The sequence below is a fragment of the Methanoregula sp. genome (genome assembly GCF_003170075.1).
Lineage (GTDB): Archaea > Halobacteriota > Methanomicrobia > Methanomicrobiales > Methanospirillaceae > Methanoregula.
In genome coordinates this window covers 14,767-36,213 of record NZ_PMZU01000058.1, presented here as the reverse complement: position 1 = coordinate 36,213, position 21,447 = coordinate 14,767, and the positions used below count along the sequence as shown (strand labels likewise).

26 protein-coding genes are annotated in these 21,447 nt (G+C 56.4%); 21 read left to right on the top strand and 5 right to left on the bottom strand.

Annotated features, from left to right (window positions below; translation table 11 throughout):
* Positions 1-17 precede the first annotated feature (17 nt).
* The 18 genes from cutA to QZN75_RS07445 all read left to right on the top strand — a co-directional run bounded on the left by cutA (position 18) and on the right by QZN75_RS07445 (position 14,924).
* Entirely contained in the window at positions 18-341 is a 324-nt protein-coding gene (gene cutA / locus QZN75_RS07530; protein WP_292426853.1) for a divalent-cation tolerance protein CutA, read from the top strand.
* A gap of 97 nt (positions 342-438) precedes the next feature.
* Entirely contained in the window at positions 439-915 is a 477-nt protein-coding gene (locus QZN75_RS07525; protein WP_292426850.1) for a DUF1890 domain-containing protein, read from the top strand.
* Positions 903-1,187, top strand: coding sequence for a DUF1894 domain-containing protein (locus QZN75_RS07520; protein ID WP_292426845.1), 285 nt, complete (start codon positions 903-905; stop codon positions 1,185-1,187). Before QZN75_RS07525 ends, QZN75_RS07520 begins: the two co-directional genes overlap by 13 nt.
* 130 nt (positions 1,188-1,317) lie before the next feature.
* The gene (locus QZN75_RS07515; RefSeq protein ID WP_292426842.1) at positions 1,318-1,707 is read left to right on the top strand and encodes a response regulator; all 390 of its coding nucleotides are present in this window, start codon (positions 1,318-1,320) and stop codon (positions 1,705-1,707) included.
* Positions 1,708-1,802: 95 nt separating this feature from the next.
* Positions 1,803-3,461: a 2-oxoacid:acceptor oxidoreductase subunit alpha gene (locus tag QZN75_RS07510; RefSeq protein ID WP_292426839.1), complete on the top strand. Its 1,659-nt coding sequence runs from the start codon at positions 1,803-1,805 to the stop codon at positions 3,459-3,461.
* A complete protein-coding gene (locus QZN75_RS07505; RefSeq protein ID WP_292426836.1) occupies positions 3,458-4,306 on the top strand; it encodes a thiamine pyrophosphate-dependent enzyme in 849 nt (282 codons plus the stop codon). Before QZN75_RS07510 ends, QZN75_RS07505 begins: the two co-directional genes overlap by 4 nt.
* 79 nt (positions 4,307-4,385) lie before the next feature.
* Positions 4,386-5,249 (top strand): hypothetical protein, encoded by an 864-nt coding sequence (locus QZN75_RS07500; protein ID WP_292426833.1) that lies wholly within the window; start codon positions 4,386-4,388, stop codon positions 5,247-5,249.
* A gap of 191 nt (positions 5,250-5,440) precedes the next feature.
* Positions 5,441-6,253 carry a sulfite exporter TauE/SafE family protein gene (locus QZN75_RS07495; RefSeq protein ID WP_292426830.1) on the top strand — a complete coding sequence of 271 codons (813 nt, stop codon included), beginning with the start codon at positions 5,441-5,443 and terminating at the stop codon, positions 6,251-6,253.
* A gap of 194 nt (positions 6,254-6,447) precedes the next feature.
* Positions 6,448-6,855, top strand: a complete 408-nt coding sequence (locus QZN75_RS07490) for a tryptophan-rich sensory protein (RefSeq protein WP_292426905.1) — start codon at positions 6,448-6,450, stop codon at positions 6,853-6,855.
* Positions 6,856-7,110, top strand: a complete 255-nt coding sequence (locus tag QZN75_RS07485; protein WP_366652809.1) for a rubredoxin — start codon at positions 6,856-6,858, stop codon at positions 7,108-7,110.
* Between the two features lie 12 nt (positions 7,111-7,122).
* Complete coding sequence (locus tag QZN75_RS07480) at positions 7,123-8,307, top strand: FprA family A-type flavoprotein (RefSeq protein WP_292426824.1); 1,185 nt, start codon at positions 7,123-7,125, stop codon at positions 8,305-8,307.
* 15 nt (positions 8,308-8,322) lie between these two features.
* On the top strand, positions 8,323-8,703 hold the full coding sequence (locus tag QZN75_RS07475; RefSeq protein WP_292426821.1) for a desulfoferrodoxin: 381 nt from the start codon (positions 8,323-8,325) through the stop codon (positions 8,701-8,703).
* A gap of 75 nt (positions 8,704-8,778) precedes the next feature.
* The gene (locus QZN75_RS07470) at positions 8,779-10,236 is read left to right on the top strand and encodes a TrkH family potassium uptake protein (RefSeq protein WP_292426818.1); all 1,458 of its coding nucleotides are present in this window, start codon (positions 8,779-8,781) and stop codon (positions 10,234-10,236) included.
* Positions 10,237-10,311: 75 nt separating this feature from the next.
* Positions 10,312-11,124, top strand: coding sequence for a Ni-sirohydrochlorin a,c-diamide reductive cyclase ATP-dependent reductase subunit (gene cfbC / locus QZN75_RS07465; protein WP_292426815.1), 813 nt, complete (start codon positions 10,312-10,314; stop codon positions 11,122-11,124).
* Positions 11,105-12,130, top strand: coding sequence for a nitrogenase component 1 (locus QZN75_RS07460; protein ID WP_292426814.1), 1,026 nt, complete (start codon positions 11,105-11,107; stop codon positions 12,128-12,130). Before cfbC ends, QZN75_RS07460 begins: the two co-directional genes overlap by 20 nt.
* A complete protein-coding gene (locus QZN75_RS07455) occupies positions 12,123-13,253 on the top strand; it encodes a nitrogenase component 1 (RefSeq protein WP_292426811.1) in 1,131 nt (376 codons plus the stop codon). Before QZN75_RS07460 ends, QZN75_RS07455 begins: the two co-directional genes overlap by 8 nt.
* 146 nt (positions 13,254-13,399) lie before the next feature.
* Positions 13,400-13,819 (top strand): hypothetical protein, encoded by a 420-nt coding sequence (locus QZN75_RS07450; RefSeq protein ID WP_292426808.1) that lies wholly within the window; start codon positions 13,400-13,402, stop codon positions 13,817-13,819.
* Positions 13,820-13,994: 175 nt separating this feature from the next.
* A complete protein-coding gene (locus QZN75_RS07445; protein ID WP_292426805.1) occupies positions 13,995-14,924 on the top strand; it encodes a PAS domain-containing protein in 930 nt (309 codons plus the stop codon).
* Between the two features lie 208 nt (positions 14,925-15,132).
* On the opposite strand, the gene QZN75_RS07440 is transcribed toward QZN75_RS07445, so the two are convergent.
* The 3 genes from QZN75_RS07440 to QZN75_RS07430 all read right to left on the bottom strand — a co-directional run bounded on the left by QZN75_RS07440 (position 15,133) and on the right by QZN75_RS07430 (position 18,046).
* Complete coding sequence (locus tag QZN75_RS07440; protein WP_292426802.1) at positions 15,133-16,251, bottom strand: isocitrate/isopropylmalate dehydrogenase family protein; 1,119 nt, start codon at positions 16,249-16,251, stop codon at positions 15,133-15,135.
* Entirely contained in the window at positions 16,230-16,727 is a 498-nt protein-coding gene (locus tag QZN75_RS07435; RefSeq protein WP_292426901.1) for a 3-isopropylmalate dehydratase small subunit, read from the bottom strand. Before QZN75_RS07435 ends, QZN75_RS07440 begins: the two co-directional genes overlap by 22 nt.
* A gap of 68 nt (positions 16,728-16,795) precedes the next feature.
* The gene (locus tag QZN75_RS07430; RefSeq protein ID WP_292426799.1) at positions 16,796-18,046 is read right to left on the bottom strand and encodes a 3-isopropylmalate dehydratase large subunit; all 1,251 of its coding nucleotides are present in this window, start codon (positions 18,044-18,046) and stop codon (positions 16,796-16,798) included.
* Between the two features lie 163 nt (positions 18,047-18,209).
* Here QZN75_RS07430 and QZN75_RS07425 point away from each other — a divergent pair, with 163 nt between their 5' ends.
* From QZN75_RS07425 to hisE, 3 genes are all read left to right on the top strand, one after another.
* The gene (locus tag QZN75_RS07425; protein ID WP_292426798.1) at positions 18,210-18,932 is read left to right on the top strand and encodes an SIMPL domain-containing protein; all 723 of its coding nucleotides are present in this window, start codon (positions 18,210-18,212) and stop codon (positions 18,930-18,932) included.
* Positions 18,933-19,093: 161 nt separating this feature from the next.
* Positions 19,094-19,537: a NusA-like transcription termination signal-binding factor gene (locus tag QZN75_RS07420; protein WP_292426796.1), complete on the top strand. Its 444-nt coding sequence runs from the start codon at positions 19,094-19,096 to the stop codon at positions 19,535-19,537.
* Entirely contained in the window at positions 19,534-19,848 is a 315-nt protein-coding gene (gene hisE / locus QZN75_RS07415) for a phosphoribosyl-ATP diphosphatase (RefSeq protein WP_292426795.1), read from the top strand. The genes QZN75_RS07420 and hisE overlap by 4 nt, the downstream gene beginning before the upstream one ends.
* Positions 19,849-19,882: 34 nt before the next feature.
* On the opposite strand, the gene QZN75_RS07410 is transcribed toward hisE, so the two are convergent.
* Entirely contained in the window at positions 19,883-20,296 is a 414-nt protein-coding gene (locus QZN75_RS07410; protein ID WP_292426793.1) for a bifunctional nuclease family protein, read from the bottom strand.
* Positions 20,297-20,399: 103 nt separating this feature from the next.
* Positions 20,400-21,419 carry a flippase-like domain-containing protein gene (locus tag QZN75_RS07405; RefSeq protein WP_292426791.1) on the bottom strand — a complete coding sequence of 340 codons (1,020 nt, stop codon included), beginning with the start codon at positions 21,417-21,419 and terminating at the stop codon, positions 20,400-20,402.
* Between the last annotated feature and the right edge of the window lie 28 nt (positions 21,420-21,447).

Here is a 21,447-nt window from a genome sequence, read left to right as displayed (position 1 = left end):
GAGGGAGTAAACAAAAAATGGCAACTGATATCGTGGTGATTCTCTGCACGGCGGCACCGGCCGAGGCGGCATCGATGGCGCAGGCACTCGTTCGCCAGCGGATTGCCGCATGCGTCAATATTGTTCCCGTGCAGTCCACCTACCGGTGGAAAGGTGAACTCTGCAACGATCCTGAACACCTGATGATCGTAAAGACCACAAAAGAGGGTGCAGGCCGGGCTGTCGCCGTCATCCGTTCGATGCACAGCGCCGAAGTCCCGGAGATCATCGTGCTGCCGGTAATATCAGGTTACACTCCCTATCTCGACTGGGTGCGGCAAGAGATCGAAGGCACTCCCTGATCTCCTGCTGCAAACAGATGCGCAGTTGGGCAGGATACACAGGGTTATTGCCTAAGGCTCTCAAACAGGAGAACTGTACAAAAAACGTGAGCAGGTCATGGAATCAGATACCACTGTACAACCCCCGAAAACAGCGCTCCTCGTACTGGGGTGCCCGCAGGTGCCGGTGCAAACAAGCATCGCACTGTACCTCGTCAGCCGGTTCAAAAAAGCCGGTATAACCCCAATTATCGCCGGCAACAAAGCGGCAAACACCCTGCTTGTGGTCGCCGATCCAGACCGGCACTACCTAGGGGAGGTCATGGATCTTGACCGGGCCGTCGCCCAGATCATGGAAAAGAAGCGTGACTTCGACCGGTGTTTCGTGTTCATCCATAATGATGCAGGTATCAGTTACGCTGCGACGATGAGTGCAATATCGAAAGCGAAACTGTATGTCCTTGTGTATGGCGAGCACCAGGAGGATCTCGTACAGCAGATCACCTTCCCCTGCACGAAGATCGCGGCAAAGGCCGTGCACAACCCCCTGCCGCTGAAAAAAGCAATCGACGAGGTGGCACCATGGGCTGCGTAGAAGCGCTCAATTACGAGATCCTGATCCGGGATGCTTCGTTCAAGGAGTGCAGGGAATACATCAGGGGCCACTTTTCCGAATCGATCGATGTCGAGCCGGGGTTCAAGATCTTCGATGTCCATACTATCGGCGTCCCCCCGATTGCAGTCGGCCTTGACGGGGATTTTGTCATCTTCCCGTACACCAAACCCTGCCACGGGACCTTCCTGTTGCGGGTACAGGATGCAGAAGAAGCTGCACGGCTGCGGGCCCTTAAAAAAGGCCTTAAATAAGGAAAATCGCGCGGAAACAGCAGATTCATAAAAAATCAGGTCAGACCGGTTCTTGAGGGATCTGCACTCTTCTGGGGAGGGAATATATATGGTGGCCAATGAGTGAAGTATAAAATAGTGAGGATAGGGCATGGCCGGTAAAGGAAAAGTACTTCTGGTGGACGATGAGGAGATTATTCTCGATGTGTCCCGGGAGGTGCTCCGGTTCCTTGAGTATGATGCTGCCTTTGCAAAGGAGGGTGCTTCGGCGATCGAACTGTATAAACAGGAAAAGGAGGCGGGCCGGCCTTTTGATCTTGTCATCATCGATCTGACCATCCCTGATGGGATGGGCGGCAGGGAAGCAATAGAGAAACTCCGCAGATATGACCCTGGTGTAAAGGCAGTGGTGTCGAGCGGGTATGCCAATGATCCGGTCATGCAGGACTTTACGCGCTACGGCTTTTCCGGCAGACTCACCAAACCCTATCGGATCAACGAAATGAAAACGCTGCTTGAAGACATGATCCGGAAGAGCTGACGTTCCTTTTTAAAGCGACCTCCGTCTCCAGGGGCCGTCACTATCCCAACCTATATACCGTTCCCGGAAACATCAGAGATGTGAGGAAACCACGTATGAAGGAAGTATCCGTGCTCGTCGGGGGGAAGGCCGGGGACGGGATCAACAATGCCGGGGCGATGGTCGCCCAGCTGTTCAACCATCTCGGCTATTTTGTTTACATCTATACTGATTACCCGTCCCTCATCCGCGGGGGGCACAATTTTGCGCTGGTACGTGCGGCAGATGAACCCATCGGGGCATACAACGATCGTATCGATTATCTTGTTGCACTCAACCAGGAGACGCTCGATCTGCACCTCCCGCATTGCCCGGACTGTACCGTTATAGCGAATGCGGATCTGGTAAAGTCAATAAAAAGCGGCCAGACCGTTTCCATAAATACCATCCTTAAGGCAGAATCCGCTCCCCCCATCACCGGTAACTCCGTAATGATCGGCGCCTTTGCAAAAGCGGCCGGCATTCCCTGGGAGATTGTCGGGGATGTCTTCCGCCGGCACATGCCAAAAGCAGCAGACGAGAATATCCGGGTCGCCCGGCGGGCATACGATGAAGGCCTCACCACCCGGCCGATACCGGCGATCTCCGGTCCGCCGCATACCCTGCTCTCCGGGAATGAAGCGATCGGGCTCGGACTTGTCGCCGGCGGCCTTTCTGCGTATATCTCCTACCCGATGACGCCGTCCTCGACCCTGCTCCACTTCCTTGCCGGGAATGCGGAGCGGTTCGGGCTCAAAGTCATCCACCCGGAGAACGAGATCGCCGTCATCCTGATGGCCCTTGGCAGCGCCACAGCAGGAGCGAGGACGGCGGTCGGTACTTCGGGAGGCGGGTTCTGCCTGATGACCGAAGGACTCTCGTTTGCCGGTATGGCGGAGATCCCGATCGTGATTGTGGTTTCCCAGAGGACCGGGCCGTCGACCGGCCTCCCGACATACACCGGCCAGGCTGAGCTCCGGTTCGTGCTGTATGCCGGGCAAGGGGAGTTCCCCCGGCTGGTCGTGGCGCCTGCCGATGCCGGGGAGGCTTATACCTGGTCTGCTGCCGCGATGCACCTTGCCTGGAAATACCAGATCCCGGCATTTGTGCTTGCCGACAAGACCCTGTCCGAAGGGACCTACAGCGTTGACTATGACCGGCTCACCGGGCTGCCGGTGGTTGATCCTGTACTCTGGGACGGGCAGGCACTCTACCGGAGGTACCGCGACACCCCGGCCGGCATCTCCCCTCTCACGTTCCCGGGCAGGAAAGATGCCGTCGTGAAGGTGAACAGTTATGCACATGACGAGGACGGAATCACGACAGAGGATGCGGGGCTGGTTACCCTGATGACCGAAAAGCGCCGGAAAAAGGAGGCGCAGCTCAAAGAGGAGATGACCCGGTACCCGTGCGTCAGTGTACGGGGCACGGCAGACGCGACAACTGCGCTCCTCTGCTGGGGCTCTGTCCGTAATGCCTGCGATGAAGTAGCAGCCCGGCTGGGGCTCCGGGTGATCCAGCCCGTGGTGCTCTCCCCCTTCCCGGACCAGCAGTTTTCAGCTGCGTGCCGCGGGGTGCAGCACCTGATCGCTGTCGAGGAAAATACCACCGGGCAGCTCGCGGCGCTTGCCCGGGAGCACGGCGTGAGTACTGAGGCGACGATCCTCAAATACGATGGCCGCCCGTTCACTCCAGATGAACTGCGCCAGCGGGTGCAGGAGGTGATCACCCCATGACCCGGAACCTGATCACCCCTGCGCAGAACACTTGGTGTCCCGGCTGCGGCAACTTTGCCCTCCAGCATACACTCAAGGAGATCCTTGCCGGGATGGAAAATGAGGGACGGTCCCTTGACGACGTGGTGCTGGTCACGGGTATCGGCTGCCATGCGAAGATCGCCGATTACCTGAATATCAACAGTGTCTACACACTCCACGGGAGGACGATCCCGGTAGCGACGGGGATCAAGCTTGCAAACCCCCAGCTTACCGTCATCTGCTGTGCGGGCGACGGGGACGCGTACGCCGAGGGTCTCGACCACCTGATCTTCGCCGCAAAGAGAAATATCGATATCACCATGATCGTCCACAACAACCGGGTCTACGGCCTCACTACCGGGCAGTACACCCCCACGTCGCCGCTGGGGTTCAAGGGAAAATCCACACCGACGGGGACCACCGAGTACCCGTTCAACCCTCTGGAACTGATGCTTGCCGCCGGTGCCACTTACATCGCGAGGGGGTACACGCGGAAGATGCCGCAGCTTGCGCAGCTGATCCGGCAGGGCATCGCCCACAAGGGTTTTGCCTTTATCGATGTCCTCCAGATCTGCGCGAGTTTCTTTAACATGATCGAATACTACCAGTCCCGGGTGTACGATCTTACCGGCCATGATACCGCTGATTTTGAGAGGGCGTGTGCAAAAGTGATGGAATGGGACTACAACCGTGACGCGCCCATCGCGCTTGGGGTGTTCTACGAGCGGGCTCTTCCCACCTTCGATGACCGGTACCCGATCCGGGTCGTCTCCCCTGAGGAACGCACGCGCCGGATCCGTGACCTTTTTGAGGCATCGAGGTAACGATTATCCCGGCACGGTACCGGCCGGATCCCCCGTTGAAGGATCCCCCGTTGAAGGATCCCCCGTTGAAGGAGATCCCGTGACCGGTGCCGGCGAGAAGAAAGAGCGTATGGACGAACCTGATGTAAATGGCGCTGAGGTACCCCGTCAGGGCAAAGGGCGATCTGACTGGGTAACCCTGATCCTTATTCCCCTCGTGATCGTCATCATCTGGCTGCTGGAGAACTACCTGCTCGCAGGAAATTCCCACCTCTTCCGGCAGGCCAGTCTCCTGGGTCTTGTGATCTATACGGTTCTTTCCGGTATCGTCGTGGGTATTCTCGTTCCTGTCGTGCGTATACGGGCGGCCTTCCTTTCGGGCGCTGTCAACATGTTCCAGATCGGCTTCCGGTCTCTGCGCCGCACGGTAGCTGCTGCCAGCCTGACTGCCCTTGTCGGCTATGCCGGTTTTGTCCTCATGAGCATGACCGGGCAGGATTTGGATCGGTTGACCGGAGCCACACTCTTTATTCTCCTGCTCCCGACAGCGATCGCAGCGGTGATGATCTGCTGGGTGCTTGTCGGGACTCATGTCCAGGCCTATGTCCGCAGCGGCGGGGTGGTGATCTCCGTCTTTACCGGTGTTCTTTTGACAGCGCTCGTCTTTGCCGTATCCATGTCGGCACTGTATGCAACGGCTGATTTTCGGGAGATGTTTGTCTGGTTTTTTGCACTCGGGTGCGTGGCCGCCCTCTTTTTCTTTGCCGTCCGTGATATCTATGCGACCATTATCGTCGTCACCGCGGGCCTCATAGTCCTACAAAACTCCCGCATCGATCCGGCGTATCTCGCACCGTTCAATCCAGTGGTTGCACTCTGCGGGATCCTTTCCACCGGAGTACTGGTGGGCATCCATGGGTATTTTTCCCGACATTATACGACAGTTATGATCCCGGGAAAATAACCGGGTTCTGATAGCCGGACCTCCGCCGAGTTGGCCACAATGGTAACGACTGCGGTCCCAGGAAGCGGACAGCCCATGACTTCGCCATCCCCAAATTACCGGGGTTCGGGAATTTTTAATCACTACCGCCATTGCATAATCTTTTACAGGATTGGTACCCATGTCCAGAAGAGTATGTTTCTGGTGATGGAATGGATATCCTCCTCTTTTCTGCCCTGATCCTTGTCATCACCGGAAGTGTGATAGGATTTGCCTCCGGCTTTTTCGGGGTCGGCGGTGGTTTTCTCATGATCCCGGTACAGTACTGGTTACTTACCAGTCTCGGCATTGATCCAACGCTGTCGCTCCGGGTTGCATTTGGCACCAGCCTTGCAGTGATATTGCCGACTGCGCTCTCCAGTACCTGGGGCCATCACTGCCGGCACTGCGTGCTGCTGCGCCCCCTTGCGCTGATGGCCATCCCCGGGATCATCGGCGGTTTTGTTGGTGCGGCTATCTCCACTCATGCGCCCGGCAGGCTCATGGCGTGCCTCTTTGGGGTGCTGCTCTTTCTTGCCGCGGTACGGATGTTCTTTTCCCACGCACCCCCGGGGAATGAACATATCCCGGAAAGTCCCTGGGTGTATCTCCCCTGGGGTTTTGCCTTCGGTTTCGTCTCGGGACTGTTTGGTATCGGTGGTGGCATTGTGATGGTGCCGGTAATGACGACCATTCTTCGGATTCCCCTCCGCAAGGCCATCGGAACTTCAACGGCATTCATGGTCTGCTCTTCAGCGAGCGGCATCATCTCCTACATCATCAACGGTCTTGACGTTGCCGGCCGACCGCCGTATTCGTTTGGTTATGTCGATGTTGCGTACTGGTGCGTCCTTGTGGCGGCAAGCGTTCCTTTAGCCCGGTTGGGTGTCCGCGCCGCACACACAACCCCGCCGGAGAAGATCAAACTGCTCTTTGTGGTCCTCATGATCGGGATCGGTCTTCATATGATCTTCAGCAACGGGTGAAAGGGAAAGGGGGGACGGTTGTATTTTAGCTCGGTTTGATAACCGTTACATCCCCGCCAAAAATAGTATAACCTCATACAATGACGAGCGAGCATCATACCATCAGATTCATTGCGTCCCTTGCAGCCTGTCTCATCCCCGGGTATGTCGCGCTCTACCTCTTCACCAGATCTATCCCCGGCTGGTAATCCGGCCTGAAGAAACCAGACTTTGTTCCCCATGATATTATTGTCTTTTACGCGATCAGCATCGTCTTTGGCCTTTTGGGCCTCACGCTGTATACTATCTGGAATGCCGATCTTTCGAATCATGAAGTAAAGGCAGCCTTCCTGATCTTCATGTTCGTCCGGGTACTGTTTTTCCTCTGGTTTGTTGCCTTCTTCTACCTTCAGGCAGTATTTTGTGCGCTGATGGTGATGCTGATGGTCATTGCCCTCATGCTCTGTACGCTTGTACAGACCCTGTGGTCCACGGTGAGTTCTGCGTTATTCCTTGTCCCGTACCTGATCGTGATGCTGATTTTCTGCTGCGCCAACCTGATGATCTTTTGGATGACCCCTGGCCTTCCCCTCTGGGGCATCTGGGGAAATAGTATCGCGTAGGTGCGGCAGGGCGAACCCTTTTTTGTGCATTATCGAAACGATTATTCGCTGCGATACTCCACACTCTTCCTGTCAGTTAAGGGAGTGGTTTTTACGGACCGATACGTATGCCCCATCTGCGGGCATGTTTACAATCCTCTTAAAGGCGAACCGCTGCAGGACATTAAGGCCGGTGTCGATTTTACCAGTCTTTCGGCGGATTGGGCATGTCCGGTCTGTTTTGCGTCAAAGAACCTGTTCAAAAAAGAGGAGTAATTGCTGGTTGTTATGGTATCTCGTGAACTTGTTTCCGGTGTTTACTGGGTCGGGGCCCTCGATTTTGACCGGCGGATTTTCGATGAGTTGATCCCGCTTCCCGAAGGGACGAGCTATAACGCTTATCTTGTCAGGGGCAGCCAAAAGACAGCGCTCATCGATACAGTCGACCCGGCAAAGGAGTATGACCTCATCTCGAACCTGGTAAAACTGGGTATCGAACGCATAGATTACATCGTGATCAACCATGCCGAACAGGATCATTCCGGCACGCTCCCGATGATCATGGAGTTCTACCCGGATGCACAGGTGGTCACGAATGCAAAGTGCCGGGATCTCCTTGTTGCCCTTTTGCATGTCCCGCAGGAACGCTTTAAGGTGATCGCTGACGGGGAGACCCTGTCTCTCGGCGACCGGACGCTCCAGTTCTTCATTACGCCATGGACGCACTGGCCCGAGACCCAGATCACCTACCTCGTCGAGGATAAGATCCTCTTTCCCTGCGACCTCTTCGGCTTCCACGCCGCCACAAGCGAACTGTTCATAACCGATGAAGCATGGGCATACCGTTCGGCAAAACGGTACTATGCAGAAATTATGATGCCGTTCCGTGGGAGCATCAAAGGCTACGTTGAGAAAGTCCGGGGGCTCTCACCGGCGATGATCGCGCCCAGCCACGGCCCGGTCAACAAAAACCCGAAGTTGATTCTTGACGCGTACGCAGACTGGGTATCGGATACGGTGAAAAACGAGGTCGTCATCCCGTACGTCTCAATGCATGGCAGCACCGCAAAGATGGTGGATTACCTCACCGGGGCACTCATCACCCGGGGGATCGTGGTCAGGCCATTCAACCTCACCCGGACCGATATCGGGGACCTCGCGTTCTCCCTTGTCGATGCGGCGACTGTTGTGATCGCCACGCCGACCGTCCTCTTTGGCCCGCACCCGTCCGTCGTTTCCGCGACATATCTCGCGAACGCACTCCGGCCCAAGACCCGGTTTGCATCTGTGATCGGCTCCTACGGGTGGGGTGGCAAGAGTGTCGAGACGATCACAAAGATGCTCGATCATGTCAAAGTCGAGCTGATCCCACCGGTCATGGTGCTGGGTGAGCCCGACGAGGCGACGATGCAGGCCCTCGACCAGCTGGCAGACGAAATCTTAAAGAAGCATAAAGAGATCAACATCGTGTAAGGAAAGGAGCAGGTTATGACAAAACTCTTCGAGGTTTACAAGTGCAGCGTCTGCGGGAACACCATCAAGGTCGTCCATGCCTCCGGTGGGACGCTTGTCTGCTGCGGGCAGCCGATGGTGCTCCAGCAGGAGAAGACTGCTGATCAGGGTAAGGAGAAACATGTGCCGGTCATTGAGAAGACTGCGAAGGGAATCCTTGTGAAAATCGGTTCTGTGCCCCACCCGATGGAGGAGAAGCACTACATTGAGTGGGTCGAGGTGCGTGATGGCGAGCAGGTCTATGTCCGGTGGTTCAGGCCCGGCGAGAAAGCAGAGACCGAATTCCCGGTCAGTAACATAAACGTGAAGGTACGCTCGTTCTGCAATGTCCACGGTCTCTGGACCAACAAGGCATAAAACTGCCTGCACGCAGTTCTTTTTTTATTTTTACAGGCAAATGCTCATAGAGCACCAGCAACAAACCACCTAGTGATGCACCGGCTTGAGTACATCTCGACGATTGCCGCAGATCTCGGGGATATATTCTTCTTTATTGCCCCTCTTACCGCAGTCCCGCTGGTCGTTACGGTGCTCTTTTCTGAATGGTACATGTTCCTGCCCATGGCTGCCGTGCCAGTCATCTTTTTCCTTCTTGGGCTGGCCTTAAAACATCTGCCCAGAAACGAGCGCGAGAACCGGCTTTCAACCGCGCTCTGCTCGGTTGCCCTCTTCTGGTTTGCCTGCGCCATGGTGTGCGGCATCCCGTTCATGCTCGGCCTCCACATGAGTTTTACCGATGCACTCTTCGAGGGAATGGCAGGGTGGACCGGGACCGCGTTTACCATGATGCAGTCCCTTGACACGGCACCCTACACCCTGCTCTTCTGGCGTTCCTTCATGCAGTGGATCGGAGGCATCGGGATCATCGCGTTTGTCATCGCTCTTGCGAGCAGCACCGGGCTCTTCCAAGGAAAACTTTACCGGACGGAGAGCCGGGAAGAACCCCTCATGCCCAGCATTATCTCAACGGGGCGGAGAATCTGGAAGATCTACGGGCTTCTCACGTTTATTGCGATCGGGCTCATTCTCTTTACCGGCCTCTCTCTCTGGGATTCGGTCAACCTCGCGCTCACCACGATCTCCACGGGAGGGTTTACCATCCACGACGGAGGCATCCTTGCCTATCAGAACATCCTCCTGGAACTGCTGCTCATCCCGCTCATGATCGCCGGGGCGCTCCCTTTACGCCTGTACTACCTGATTGCGGAGAACAGGCGCTGGAGCCTGTTTGGCGATGAGCAGGTCAAACTCTTCTTTGTTGTCGTGGCTATCGGGACGGCAGTACTGACCTACGATCTGGTCTACTTTGGGAATACTGATATTGTCTTGGCCCTTGAGCAGGGTCTGTTCATGGCGGTATCAGCTCTGACGACAACCGGGTTCCAGATCGCAAATCTCCAGACCTGGGAGAGCGTGACGCTCCTTTTTCTTCTGATGCTTGTGTTTATCGGGGGGGCTGCCGGCAGTTCTTCAGGTGGGATCAAATTAAAACGGGTGGTCCTCGGGTTTCGTGCGCTCATCTGGTGGTTTCGCAGGCTCTTTGTGAGCGGCAAGGTACTGATCCCCTTTAAAAGCGAAGGGCGTGTCATCCCGCGTGCGACCGCTGAACTGGAGACGGCAAAGACGATGCTTGTGATCATCCTCTCGGTCATTGTCATATTCGTGGCCACGATTGTCGTCATGCAGTTCCACCTGACCACCTACCCGATCACCGATGTCCTCTTTGATATCACGTCCGCATTTTCCACCTGTGGGATCTCCTCGGGATATGTCTCTGCCGATATGCCGTTCGTCTCGAAATGGGTTTTTATTGTCGTGATGTGGGTAGGAAGGCTCGAAGTGATCCCGGTCGTGGTGCTGTTTATGGCGCTGTTCAGGGGTTCCGATTAAAAAGAGATACAAACACAAATACACTTTTCTTAACTTCAGAAGATCTAATATAAACTGCCGCCCCATAGTATGGTGATGAAACAGATCGCCTTGTATGGGAAAGGCGGTATCGGGAAGTCCACAACCTCGGCAAACCTCTCCGCCGCGCTCTCGCTTGCAGGGCACGATATCCTCCAGATCGGGTGCGATCCCAAGCGCGACAGCACGCGTATGCTGATGCAGGGGCGGTTGATCCCCACCGTGATGGATCAGGTACGCGAGCGGGGCGCGTCAGGGGTGACACCCGCCGATGTGGTCTATACCGGCTTTAACGGGGTGCGCTGCGTGGAGGCCGGGGGGCCGGAGCCCGGCGTTGGCTGTGCCGGCCGGGGGATCATTGCCACCTTCCAGCTGCTGGAGAAGTTCGGGACACTGACAGGTGACGTAATCGTCTATGATGTGCTGGGCGATGTGGTCTGCGGGGGGTTTGCCATGCCGATGCGGGAGGGGTATGCGCAGGAAGTCTACCTCGTGACCTCAGGAGAACTCATGTCCCTGTACGCGGCAAACAACATCTGCAAGGCGATAGAACGCTTAAGTGCCCGCCCGAAGAGCCGGTGCCGGCTTGCCGGGGTCATCTGCAACGCAAAGAACCAGCCAAAAGAAGAGGAACTGGTGGCCGAATTTGCCCGCCGGGTCAACAGTCATCTTGTCCAGTTCATTCCCCGCGATCGCGTCGTGCAGCTGGCCGAACTGAACCGCAAGACCGTGATCGAGTACGAGCCTGACTCGAAACAGGCTCAGATATACCGCGATCTTGCCACCCATATTATGGAGAACACCCGGTTTACCATTCCCACCCCGCTCGAGATCGATGACCTTGAGGCCCTTGCCATCGAATATATGTAGGTTTGCCGGCTGCACCCTTACGGGAGCGCTCTCGGTGACCACCCATGTCCGCGACGCGATAACGGTCGTGCACGGACCCCAAGGGTGTACTCACCACAATTTTTCCCTCCTGCATGCGACAAGCCTCGACAATGACCGGATCGCTCTCCCCCCGCTTGTCTCGACCGGGCTTTCGGAGACCGATGTAATCTTTGGCGGCGAGGGGGCACTCGACCGGACGCTTGATACGGTGATCGCACGCGATCCCGGGGCGGTCTTTGTGCTCTCGACATGCATTGTGGATACGATCGGCGATGACGTCGGGATGGTCTGCGGCGCGAAGGCCGGGGTGCCGGTCATTGTGGTGCCGACCGCCGGCTTCCTCGGCGGATCGTTCCAGACCGGCGTCAATAACGCGCTTATCGCCCTTGCCGGGATGGCGGGACCGGCTGATAGAAACGGGGGCGTGAATATCATCGGCGAGAAGAATCTCGAATACGAGGTCGAGGAGAACTTCGCCGAGGTCTCCCGGCTGCTCGCCCTGCTTGGCCTGTCCGTGAATATCCGGTTTGTGCACGACCTTGCAACAGACCATATCGCGTCACTCGGGGCTGCCCGGCTCAATATTCTCCGCGATCCTTCACTCATACCCGTAGGGGAATCCTTGAAAGAGCGCTTCGGAACACCGTACATTCCTGCCTATCCGGTCGGGATCTCGGGTACTGTCGCGTTCCTCGAATCAGTGGCTGATACCTGCGGTATTGACTGCCGGCATGCGGTGGAAGAGGAACATACGCTCCGGCAGCAGACACTTGATGATTTTGCGGATCTTGCGGGTGCGGGGATCTCCTTTACCCCACTCCCGCCAGATCCCGAAGGGAGCCGGGTGGCACAGGATATCGCACAGGCGTTTCGGCTCGATGTTACATCCTCCGGCTGCCCGGTGCCGGTACCCGTGACGCCGCCAGTCGGGATCATTGGTGTGCGCCGGCTGCTTCACCGGTGGAGGAGGGCGCTTCATGCCTGAATGCGAGACCCCGCTCTGGCCCTGTGCAATGACCGGGGCTGCGGCATGTCTTGCCGGTTTTGAGGGTATATCGGTCGTCATCCACGGTTCGAGCGGGTGTTATTATTATCCTGCAACCCTGCTCCACGCTCCCCTGCACGGGACATTTATCCTGGAAAACGAGGTGGTCTTCGGGTCAGGGGACCGGCTTCGTGAGGTGATTGGCGACCTGTCGGGCAAGGGAGGACGGATCGCCGTCATCACGACGTGTGTCCCGTCAGTGCTTGGGGAGGATATAAAATCGATGCTTGACGGGACTGATGTTATCCTTGTCGACAGCCCCGGGTTTGCCGGGGAACTGGAGACCGGGTACCGGGCGGCACTTGCCGTGCTTGCCCCAACAACAGACCCGGAACGATGGGGGGTCAATATTGACGGGGTGTCCCTCTCGGATCCGTTTTACGAGGGAAACGTGCAGGAGGTCTCCCGGCTGCTGCACTGTGCCGGCATTCCCGTAGGAACGGTATTCTGCCGGGACTGGTCCGAGATGGCGGGACATGCAGCGCCGCTCACGATGGGGACAAATGACGATTTTGCCTCAGGTGTGGGGAAGTATCTTGGCGGGACGCTTGGGATACCGGCGCTCCGCGCAACATTTGAGAACCTTTCCACAGCGTATGAAGGTGCGGATGCGGACCCGGTCCTCGCCGAACTTGACGTGCAGGAGGAGCGGGTGATCCATGCCTGCGACAAGTATCTCCGCCGCTATGATCCCCCCGGTGTTGCAGTCTTTGCCGGCACCGCATATGCGCTCTTTGCCGCGGATACGCTCAAACAGTATTTGGACGCAGAGATCCTCGCCGTCGGGACGCGGAACGATCCCCTCGCAGCGCCGGCCGGGCAGTACCCGGTTGAGAAACTGACTGGCCTTGAGCAGGTTGCCCGGAAGATCGCGGAGGTCTCACCGGATCTTGTGATAGGATCGTCGTTTGAACGGTCGGTGAGCGGCGATCGTACCTTTGTTGGGATTATTCCCCCGCTCCGCGGACGGGTCAGGCTCGCCCATCCCCCTCTTGCGGGAACCGGCGGCACGCTCCATTTTATCGAGGAGGTCCTGAACGCCTGCATGGACAAAAAGACGTAAATGCACGGGTACAATCCTCCGGGCAGGGGCATTGTACCCCGGAAAACGACCGCCTTCCTTTTCTCATTTCACTTTCACCCCGCGCATGGCCCCGGGTTATATACTGCTCTGTAAAGATGCACTAGTACGACAGAAGGTGGTCGTGTATGATGCAGAAGGCAGGTTATATCCAGCGGACAGGATGCAGGGCAATTGACCGTGACGGCAGGATCCATGAAGTCGTGGAACTGCATGTCGTAGGTGCCCGGTACGCGATCCGGCTGGCAGATCTGGCAAAGGGGATGTCCGGGCGGCAGGTTGTCGTTCAGGTGGAGGCACTCGTCCGCGAGTGGAACTACTACCTGGGAACTACCAGCGGGCTCGCGCAGGTATCAGCATCCGGTAAAGCCCTCAACATCGAACTCTTCGAAGCAGGGAACTTTACGGTTTCGCTTCTTGCCCTCCGATCAGTCATCTACGGGCGGGAGCGCCGTGCCTCCATCGCACGGATCCCCGAACAGCCGGCCTCCCCGGTCTGGAAAGACCGCAGGGTCAACGGCCAGCAGCAGATTAGCGCACTTGTCTAATCTCGCGCCCCCCCTCTCTCGTACCCTCTCCTTTTTTTATATCTTCCCGTGTATTCCGGAAAGACTCCGGGATTGCATTGTGCAACATTAATAGTCCCAAAAGGAAACGTGTACTTACAATGGAGGGGTCTTTTTTTAGTCGGGTACTGTCCCCTCACCACACGGGAGACCGGCAATGAGTGCACACGACGATACACTCTATAAGGAACTGGTGGAGCACCAGCAGGATCTGCTGGTCAAGTTCAGTCCTGAGGGGCGCCTCCTGTTTGTCAATACGGCGTACTGCGATGCGGTGGGAAAGACAAAAGAGGATCTCATTGGCAGTGTCTTTATGCCGGCAACCGATGAGCGCTCCACTGAACTCATGGCAACCCGGATGGCAAATCTCTTCCGGCCCCCCTATACCTGTCAGGTTGAACAATGGATCTCCTCACCCTTGGGATCGCGATGCATCAGCTGGTCGGCACGGTCGATAACAGATGGGAACGGGGGCGTGACTGCGATTGTCGCCACCGGGCGGGATATCTCGCGGATCAGGCAGGAGCACCGGGCCATCAGGAAGCGGGACGAAGAACTGATGCTCCTTCTGGAGAGCGGCACGCAGATGTATTTTACCCACTCTCCCGACCATGCCCTGCACTACGTGAGTCCCCGGATACGGGCGCTTCTGGGGGACACCTCCCGATCAGGTAAGCGGCTGTGGACTGATTACCTCACCGACAACCCACTCAACGCGCGAGGACTGGAGCGGACCCTCAAAGCGATCTCAACCGGCCGACGCGAACCGCCGTACCGGCTGGAGTTTTACGGGCGGAATAACGCGAAGATCTGGGTAGAAGTTAACGAGATCCCGGTGGTAAAGAACAAAAAGACCGTGGCGATTGCAGGGTACCTTGTGGATGTCACGGAGAAGAAAAAAATTGAAGAGGGGCTTATTGAAGCCGAAATTCTCCTTAAAGGGTACGGGAGCCAGAAAAAGGGCGGGAAGGATCAGGTTGATGAAGAGAACCGGGGGCCTTTTTCCGCGCTCAAATCCCTGTTTTCGCATGAAAAAAATGAAAATGAAGACAAAATCCCGCTCGACATTCCGGACAACCTGCGGTAACAGTCCGTGCTGGTTTCCGATGATAACCAACCCGGGCCGTTAGTCCGGAAAAATACAATAAAGATGAGATGGGGGATCGCACCAGATCTTAAGAAATCCCGTGCTCCCCACCCTGCTTGAGAATGCATGTCCATATCCACTGCTGCAGGTCAGAACCTGGATTGTCCGAATAAAAAACAGGATACGATAATACTCAAAAAAAGGGGGCTTATTTTCCCTTTTTCACGCATTCGGCGATATAACTGCCGGCTTTCTTCGTTCCCGCTGTCCCGCCGAGATCCTTTGTCACGACGCCATCCTTAATACTCTTCTCGATGGCTGTGACAATCGCAGCGGCAGCCTTGTGTTCCCCGAGATGATCGAGCAGGAGCGATCCGGCCCATATCGTCGCGATCGGGTTAGCCACATCCATGCCCTTGTATTTCGGCGCCGAACCGTGGATCGGCTCGAACATCGACGTGCCCTTCGGGTTGATGTTGCCGCCCGGGGCAAGCCCGAGACCGCCCTGGATCATCGCGCCGAGATCGGTGATGATGTCGCCGAACATGTTGGGCGTGACCACGACATCGAACCACTCGGGGTTCTTCACAAACCACATCGTGACCGCGTCTACGAAATTGAAATCGGTGGCAACATCGGGATACTTCTTTGCGGTCTCGGTAAAGACGTCACGCCAGAGACCGTACACATCGGAGAGGACGTTTGCCTTGTCAACCGAGGTGAGTTTCTTCCTGCGGTTCTGTGCAAGGTCAAACGCGTACGTCTGTACCCGGCGCGACCCTTCCCGTGTCACAACACCGATCTGGTAAGCCAGTTCCTCGGCATCGCTCTCGACATCAAGGCCGAACTTCACGTTGTAGAGGTCCCGGAGAACCTCAAGTTCTATCTTCTGGTGCTTTTTGAAACGGGAACCGATACCGACATAGAAATCCTCGGTGTTCTCCCGCACGACCACGAAGTCGATGTCCTTTGAGGTCTTGTTTGCGAGCGGCGTCTCGACGCCTTCGAGCAGCCTGATCGGACGCAGGTTCACGTACTCGTCGAACGAGAACCGGAGTGCAAGCAGGATGCCCTTCTCAAGGATACCCGGCTTGATCCGGGGGTCGCCAATTGCGCCGAAGTAGATCGCCTTGAACTTTTTGAGTTCTTTTAGGTCATCTTCGGTCAGGAGTTTCTTTGTTGCAAGGTACCGGTCTGCCCCGATATCAAAATCCGTCCAGTCAATCTCAAAGTTGAACCGCTCGCCGGCGGCCTCCAGCACTTTCTTTCCTTCGGTTACAATCTCGGGTCCGATACCGTCCCCGCCTATCGCCGCGACTTTGTACATACCGGCACCTCCTTTAAATTCCTGGCATACTCCACAAGACCCCCGGCATCGATAATGCCCTGCATAAACGGGAGCACCGGCTCGATGGCAAGTTTTTTGCCGTCAACTTCTGCATATCCTTTTTTGAGGTCGAGCGTAATCTTCGCACCGTCGGCGATTTTATCCGTATCATGGCAGACCACCGGCAGTACCCCGACGTTGATGGCATTCCTGAAGAAGATGCGGGCAAACGACTTTGCCAGCACCACGTGAACGCCTCCCCCGAGAAGCGCGAGTGGTGCATGCTCTCTCGAGGAGCCGCACCCGAAGTTCTTCCCGCCGATTATCACGTCTCCATCCTTTACCCTCTTTGCAAATTCGTCCCGGGTGCCCTCAAAAGCGTGTTTTGCGAGCTCATCGGGATTGTTGATCGTAAGGAACCGTCCTGGGATAATCGCATCGGTATCGATGTTGTCACCAAACTTCCAGACCCGCATGTTCTTTGTCCGGGGGTACAGGTCAACGATCATTGTCTTTACCGTTGAGGTTTTCTTTGCTGACATTGTCACACCTCCCGCGGATCGGTGATCTCGCCTTTCATCGCGCTTGCTGCCGCTGTTGCCGCAGAGCAGAGGTACACGAACGCCTCGGTGCTGCCCTGCCGGCCTTTGAAGTTCCGGTTCGAAGTCGAGAGACAGACTTCACCGGGCGCGAGCAGGCCAAACGATCCGCCCATGCAGGGCCCGCAGCAGGGCGCCTCGACAAGGGCCCCCGCTTTTACGAACCGTTCGACAAGGCCGTTTTCGAGCGCCTTGAGGTATTCGTCCCGTGATGCCGGGATGATGAGCACCCGGGTGCCGGCGTGGAACTTCTTCTTGCCCAGAACCTCGGCTGCTTCTTTGAGGTCCTCGTACCGCCCGTTCGTGCACGAGCCGATGAAGACCTGGTCGATGTGAGTCCCGGCCACCTTGCTCACCGGTACCCCCTGGTCGACATTGTGGGGGACGGCAACCTGCGGCTCGAGATCCGCAACGTTGTATGTCCGTTTCTCTGCGAACGTTGCATCATCATCACTCGCAAGATCGAAGGGCTTCATTTTTCTGCGGCCTTTCATATATTCCCACGTGACCTTATCCGGCGGGACGATACCGGCTTTCGCGCCCATCTCGATCGCCATGTTACAGCAGGTCATCCGGCCTGCCATGTCCAGTTTTTCGATGGTTTTCCCGGTAAACTCGATCGCCTGGTAGGTCGCGCCATCGGCCCCGATATCGGCCGCAATCGCGAGGATCAGGTCCTTTGCCCCGACACATTTCTGGAACCTGCCCGAAACCTCCACCCGGATCGTTTCCGGCACCTTAAAGTAGAGGGCCCCGAACTTCAGCGCAAAGCCCATGTCGGTCGAACCGATGCCGGTCGCAAATGCCCCGACCGCACCGTACATGCAGGTATGGGAATCGGCACCGACCATGATCTCGCCGGGCGCCGCACGTCCCTTCTCCAGGACCACCTGGTGGCAGACCCCTTCGTTGATATCGTAGTTGTGGATGCCCTGTTCAGCGGCAAACGTACGCATGTACTGATGGATTTTTGCCGCTTCCAGGGAATCAGCCGGTATCTGGTGGTCGAAAAGCATGATAACACGTTTCGGATCGAAGACGTGTTCCCCTCCCATCTCATGGAACTTCTGGATAGCAAGCGGGCCGGTAATATCGTGGATCATGGCCCCGTCAATCGGCGTCATGACCACTTCGCCTGCCCTGATATCGCTGCCACATTTCCGTGAGAAGATCTTCTCGACGATTGTTGCTCCCATGCTCTATCGCCTGTACTGTGTACTCTGCCGGCACATGTACTTTGGGGACTGGCCATCCGGGGCCACTACCCGTGCATTTTTGATAACTACGAATAATTTTGCAGTCAAAGCAATCTTTAATCCCCCCGGTTTCCAACTATTGGCCTGACATACCATGAGAAAAATGGCAGTACTTACCTGTGCCCTGGTGGTTCTTACCCTGGCACTGATCGGCTGTGCATCAGCAGCGGATTCCACAAGCGACCATGTCATCCAGGTCAGCGGCAGCGGCTCGGTTACGGGCACTCCTGACCGGGTGCAGATCAGTTTCGCGGTCGAGACCGAGAGTTCGGATGTCAGGATCGCTCAGTCGAACAATGCTCTTGCAATGACCAACGTGGTGGATGCACTTGTGGCCGCAGGCATTCCCCGGGACCAGATGAAAACCACGGACTATTCGATCACCCCTGTCTACCAGGATGACTCCAACGCGATTCTCTCCGGCAAGATCACGACCTACCAGGTGACAAACACCCTCAAGGTCACGCTCAAGGATACAAATGTGACCGGTCAGGTCATTGACACAGCCGTAAACGCAGGGGCGAACAAGGTAAACTCCATCCAGTTCGTGCTCTCAGATGAACAGGCACAGGCGCTCCGGAGCCAGGCACTCACTAAGGCGGTTACCAACGCGAGAGCCGATGCGGATGCGGTTGCAGCAGCCCTCAACGTCACGATCACGGGAACCCAGACTGCAGATATCAGCCAGGGATACACCCCGGTAGTCTACAGTAATTACGACACCGTGGCTTTAGCTTCGGCAAAATCCATGGCAGCTCCGACCCCAATTCAGTCGGGAGACATAACCGTCACCGCCCAGATATCTGTGACCTACACGATCCGCTGATCGTGCAGCAGTTCATTTCCAAACATTTTCCAAACTTTTTTACCCAAGCAGCGTGTGATTATTTCATAAGCCAGCATACACGTATCCGGCCCATCCGGGCCAGCACATATCCAAGTATCGAATATCGAAAAAATTGCGGATACAATAGGATTGATTTTGATATGGAGCGCAATATCGGTTTTAAAGAGCGAAGGTACATTGAAGAGCTGCGGATTCTTACACGGTCGACGGCCTTCGACTGCGTAATTGACGACCGGTTCGACCGGGTGATCTACGTGATCCGGCAGGGGGACATGGGGCTTGCGATAGGGAAAAAAGGCGACAATATAAAACGGCTCCAGAACGTTCTCGGCCGGCGCATCGAGATGGTGGAGTACGCCGAGCAGCCCGAGGCATTCATCGCCAATATCTTCAAGCCTGCTGAAGTAACGGGTATCGAGCGCGGTGCCGAGGATGGACCGGTCAATGTGCTCGTGAACAAGAAGAGCGATCTCGGTATCGCGATCGGAAAAGCCGGCTGCAATATCGAGAAAGCGCGTATCCTCTGCCGGCGCTTCTGCGGCATTGAGATCGGGGAAGTCCTGCTCGCGCAGGAGGAATCATGAGTACAGGAGGAAACGACGCAGTCGATCCCCGGGTGATCCGGGAACTCTGGGAAGTCATCTGCGAGCGGGCGGCGCACCCGAACGAGGGCTCGTACACAAGCCGGCTCTTAAGAGATAAAAAAGGGATCGACAAGGTGCTCGAGAAGGTAGGAGAGGAGGCGAACGAGTTCATTATTGCCATCAAAAACGGGGTGCCGGAGAGGACCACCGAGGAAACGGCAGATCTCCTCTTCCATATCCTTGTCGCGCTCCGCGCCGCAAACGTCGACTTAAAAGACGTCATCCGCGAGCTTGAGCGCCGGCGCAAGTGATCGCCAGTTCATTTTATAACCGTTCCCTCTTCTCCTATTTCTGCAGGAATGTGGAGAGATCGACCATTTCTGAGACACACTCCCCCTGTCCTGATGCAGCAAGCAGTCCCTCATCGACAAAGATGGGGGCATTGGCACGCAGGGCCACCGTGATCCCGTCGCTCGGGCGGCAGTCGAGACATTCCTCCCGGCCGTCCGCGACAAAGACGAGTTGTGCATAATAAACCCCTCCTTCAATACTGTCGATCTGGAGGTGATGGACGGAAATCGAGAACCGCCCCATAAGGTCCGTGAACAGTTCGTGCGTGAACGGGCGGGGTGTCACCTCTTTATTCAGTGCGCTGTTGATGGAGACCGCTTCCCAGAGGCCGATAAATATCGGCAGCAGGTGCCCGGCGTCGTCGGTCAGCACCACCGCCGGTACGGTGGCCGTGTCGTTTATGGCCACAAACACTCCCCTGACTTCACACCTGACCGGCTGCATGCCTGTTCAAGAGACATTACCCTGCCGTATGATAAGACTTGAGGTCGGCACGCGGCATATACGAGGGTTATGGGGGGTTCTGGGCTTCCCGCCGGACAATAATGAGACTGGATATGATCCCAAGGGCGATATTGAAGTAATAGAGCACGATCCGCCAGATAACGACAAATACCCCGACGATTGCTGCGGGAATAAAGAGGGCATACATGGAGGTTGCCCCGAGTTCGGCGATGCCGGAACTGCCCGGTGTTAAGGGGAGCATCATCAGGATGGCAAGGATGAGCTGGATTACAAACGACTCAAAGAAGAGCGGCGGCTGCCCGAGACCCATGAGGATCAGGGAAGCCGTCACGATCTCCGAAACCCAGTAGAGCAGGGTAAAGACCATCCCCCAGATCAGGCCGGATTTGGCCGTCCTGACGAATTTGAGCACGGCCGCATGGAAGTTTGCGATCTCCTGTTCTATACGTTCGAGCAGTTTCGTGACCCGTTCCGGTTCCCACTTGCGGGTAAAGAAGCGTGCAGCCCGGTCTGCCACCCGCTTCATTACATCGGGCCTCCGGATGGCGAGGTAGAATAGTAAGAGGCATCCTGCAACGAAAACCCATGTAATGTAGATCATGATATCCGAGATAGCCCCGAGGCTCTTCCACTGCTCGGTAAGGGCAAACATCGCAAACGCCGCAAGGCCGGCAAGGGCAATCCCATCCAGCACCCGCTCCATGATCACAATCGCGGTTGCATCCCCGAGCGGTACCTTCGCCTTGTACAGCTCGTGCACCCGGACCGGTTCGCCGCCGGCCTGCGCAGGAGTGACTGCCGCAGCAAGAAGGTTTGCAAAAACGAGGTTTAAGGAATAGAAAAATTTGATTGGGTAGCCGAGCGACCCGGACATTTTCTTGACCCGCATCGCCCAGAAACACATGGTCAGGATATGGGTGAGAAATGCAAGGAGCAGGAACCAGGGATTGATCTTTTTAAGGTACTGAATCGTGTTCTCATTGATGGTAAAATAAAGGATGACGATCAGCACCACGAGGGAGAACGCGATGGAAATATACAGCCATTTCTTTTGCGATCGCTCCATGGTGCCCATCCCGGCAGGCACGGCCTGC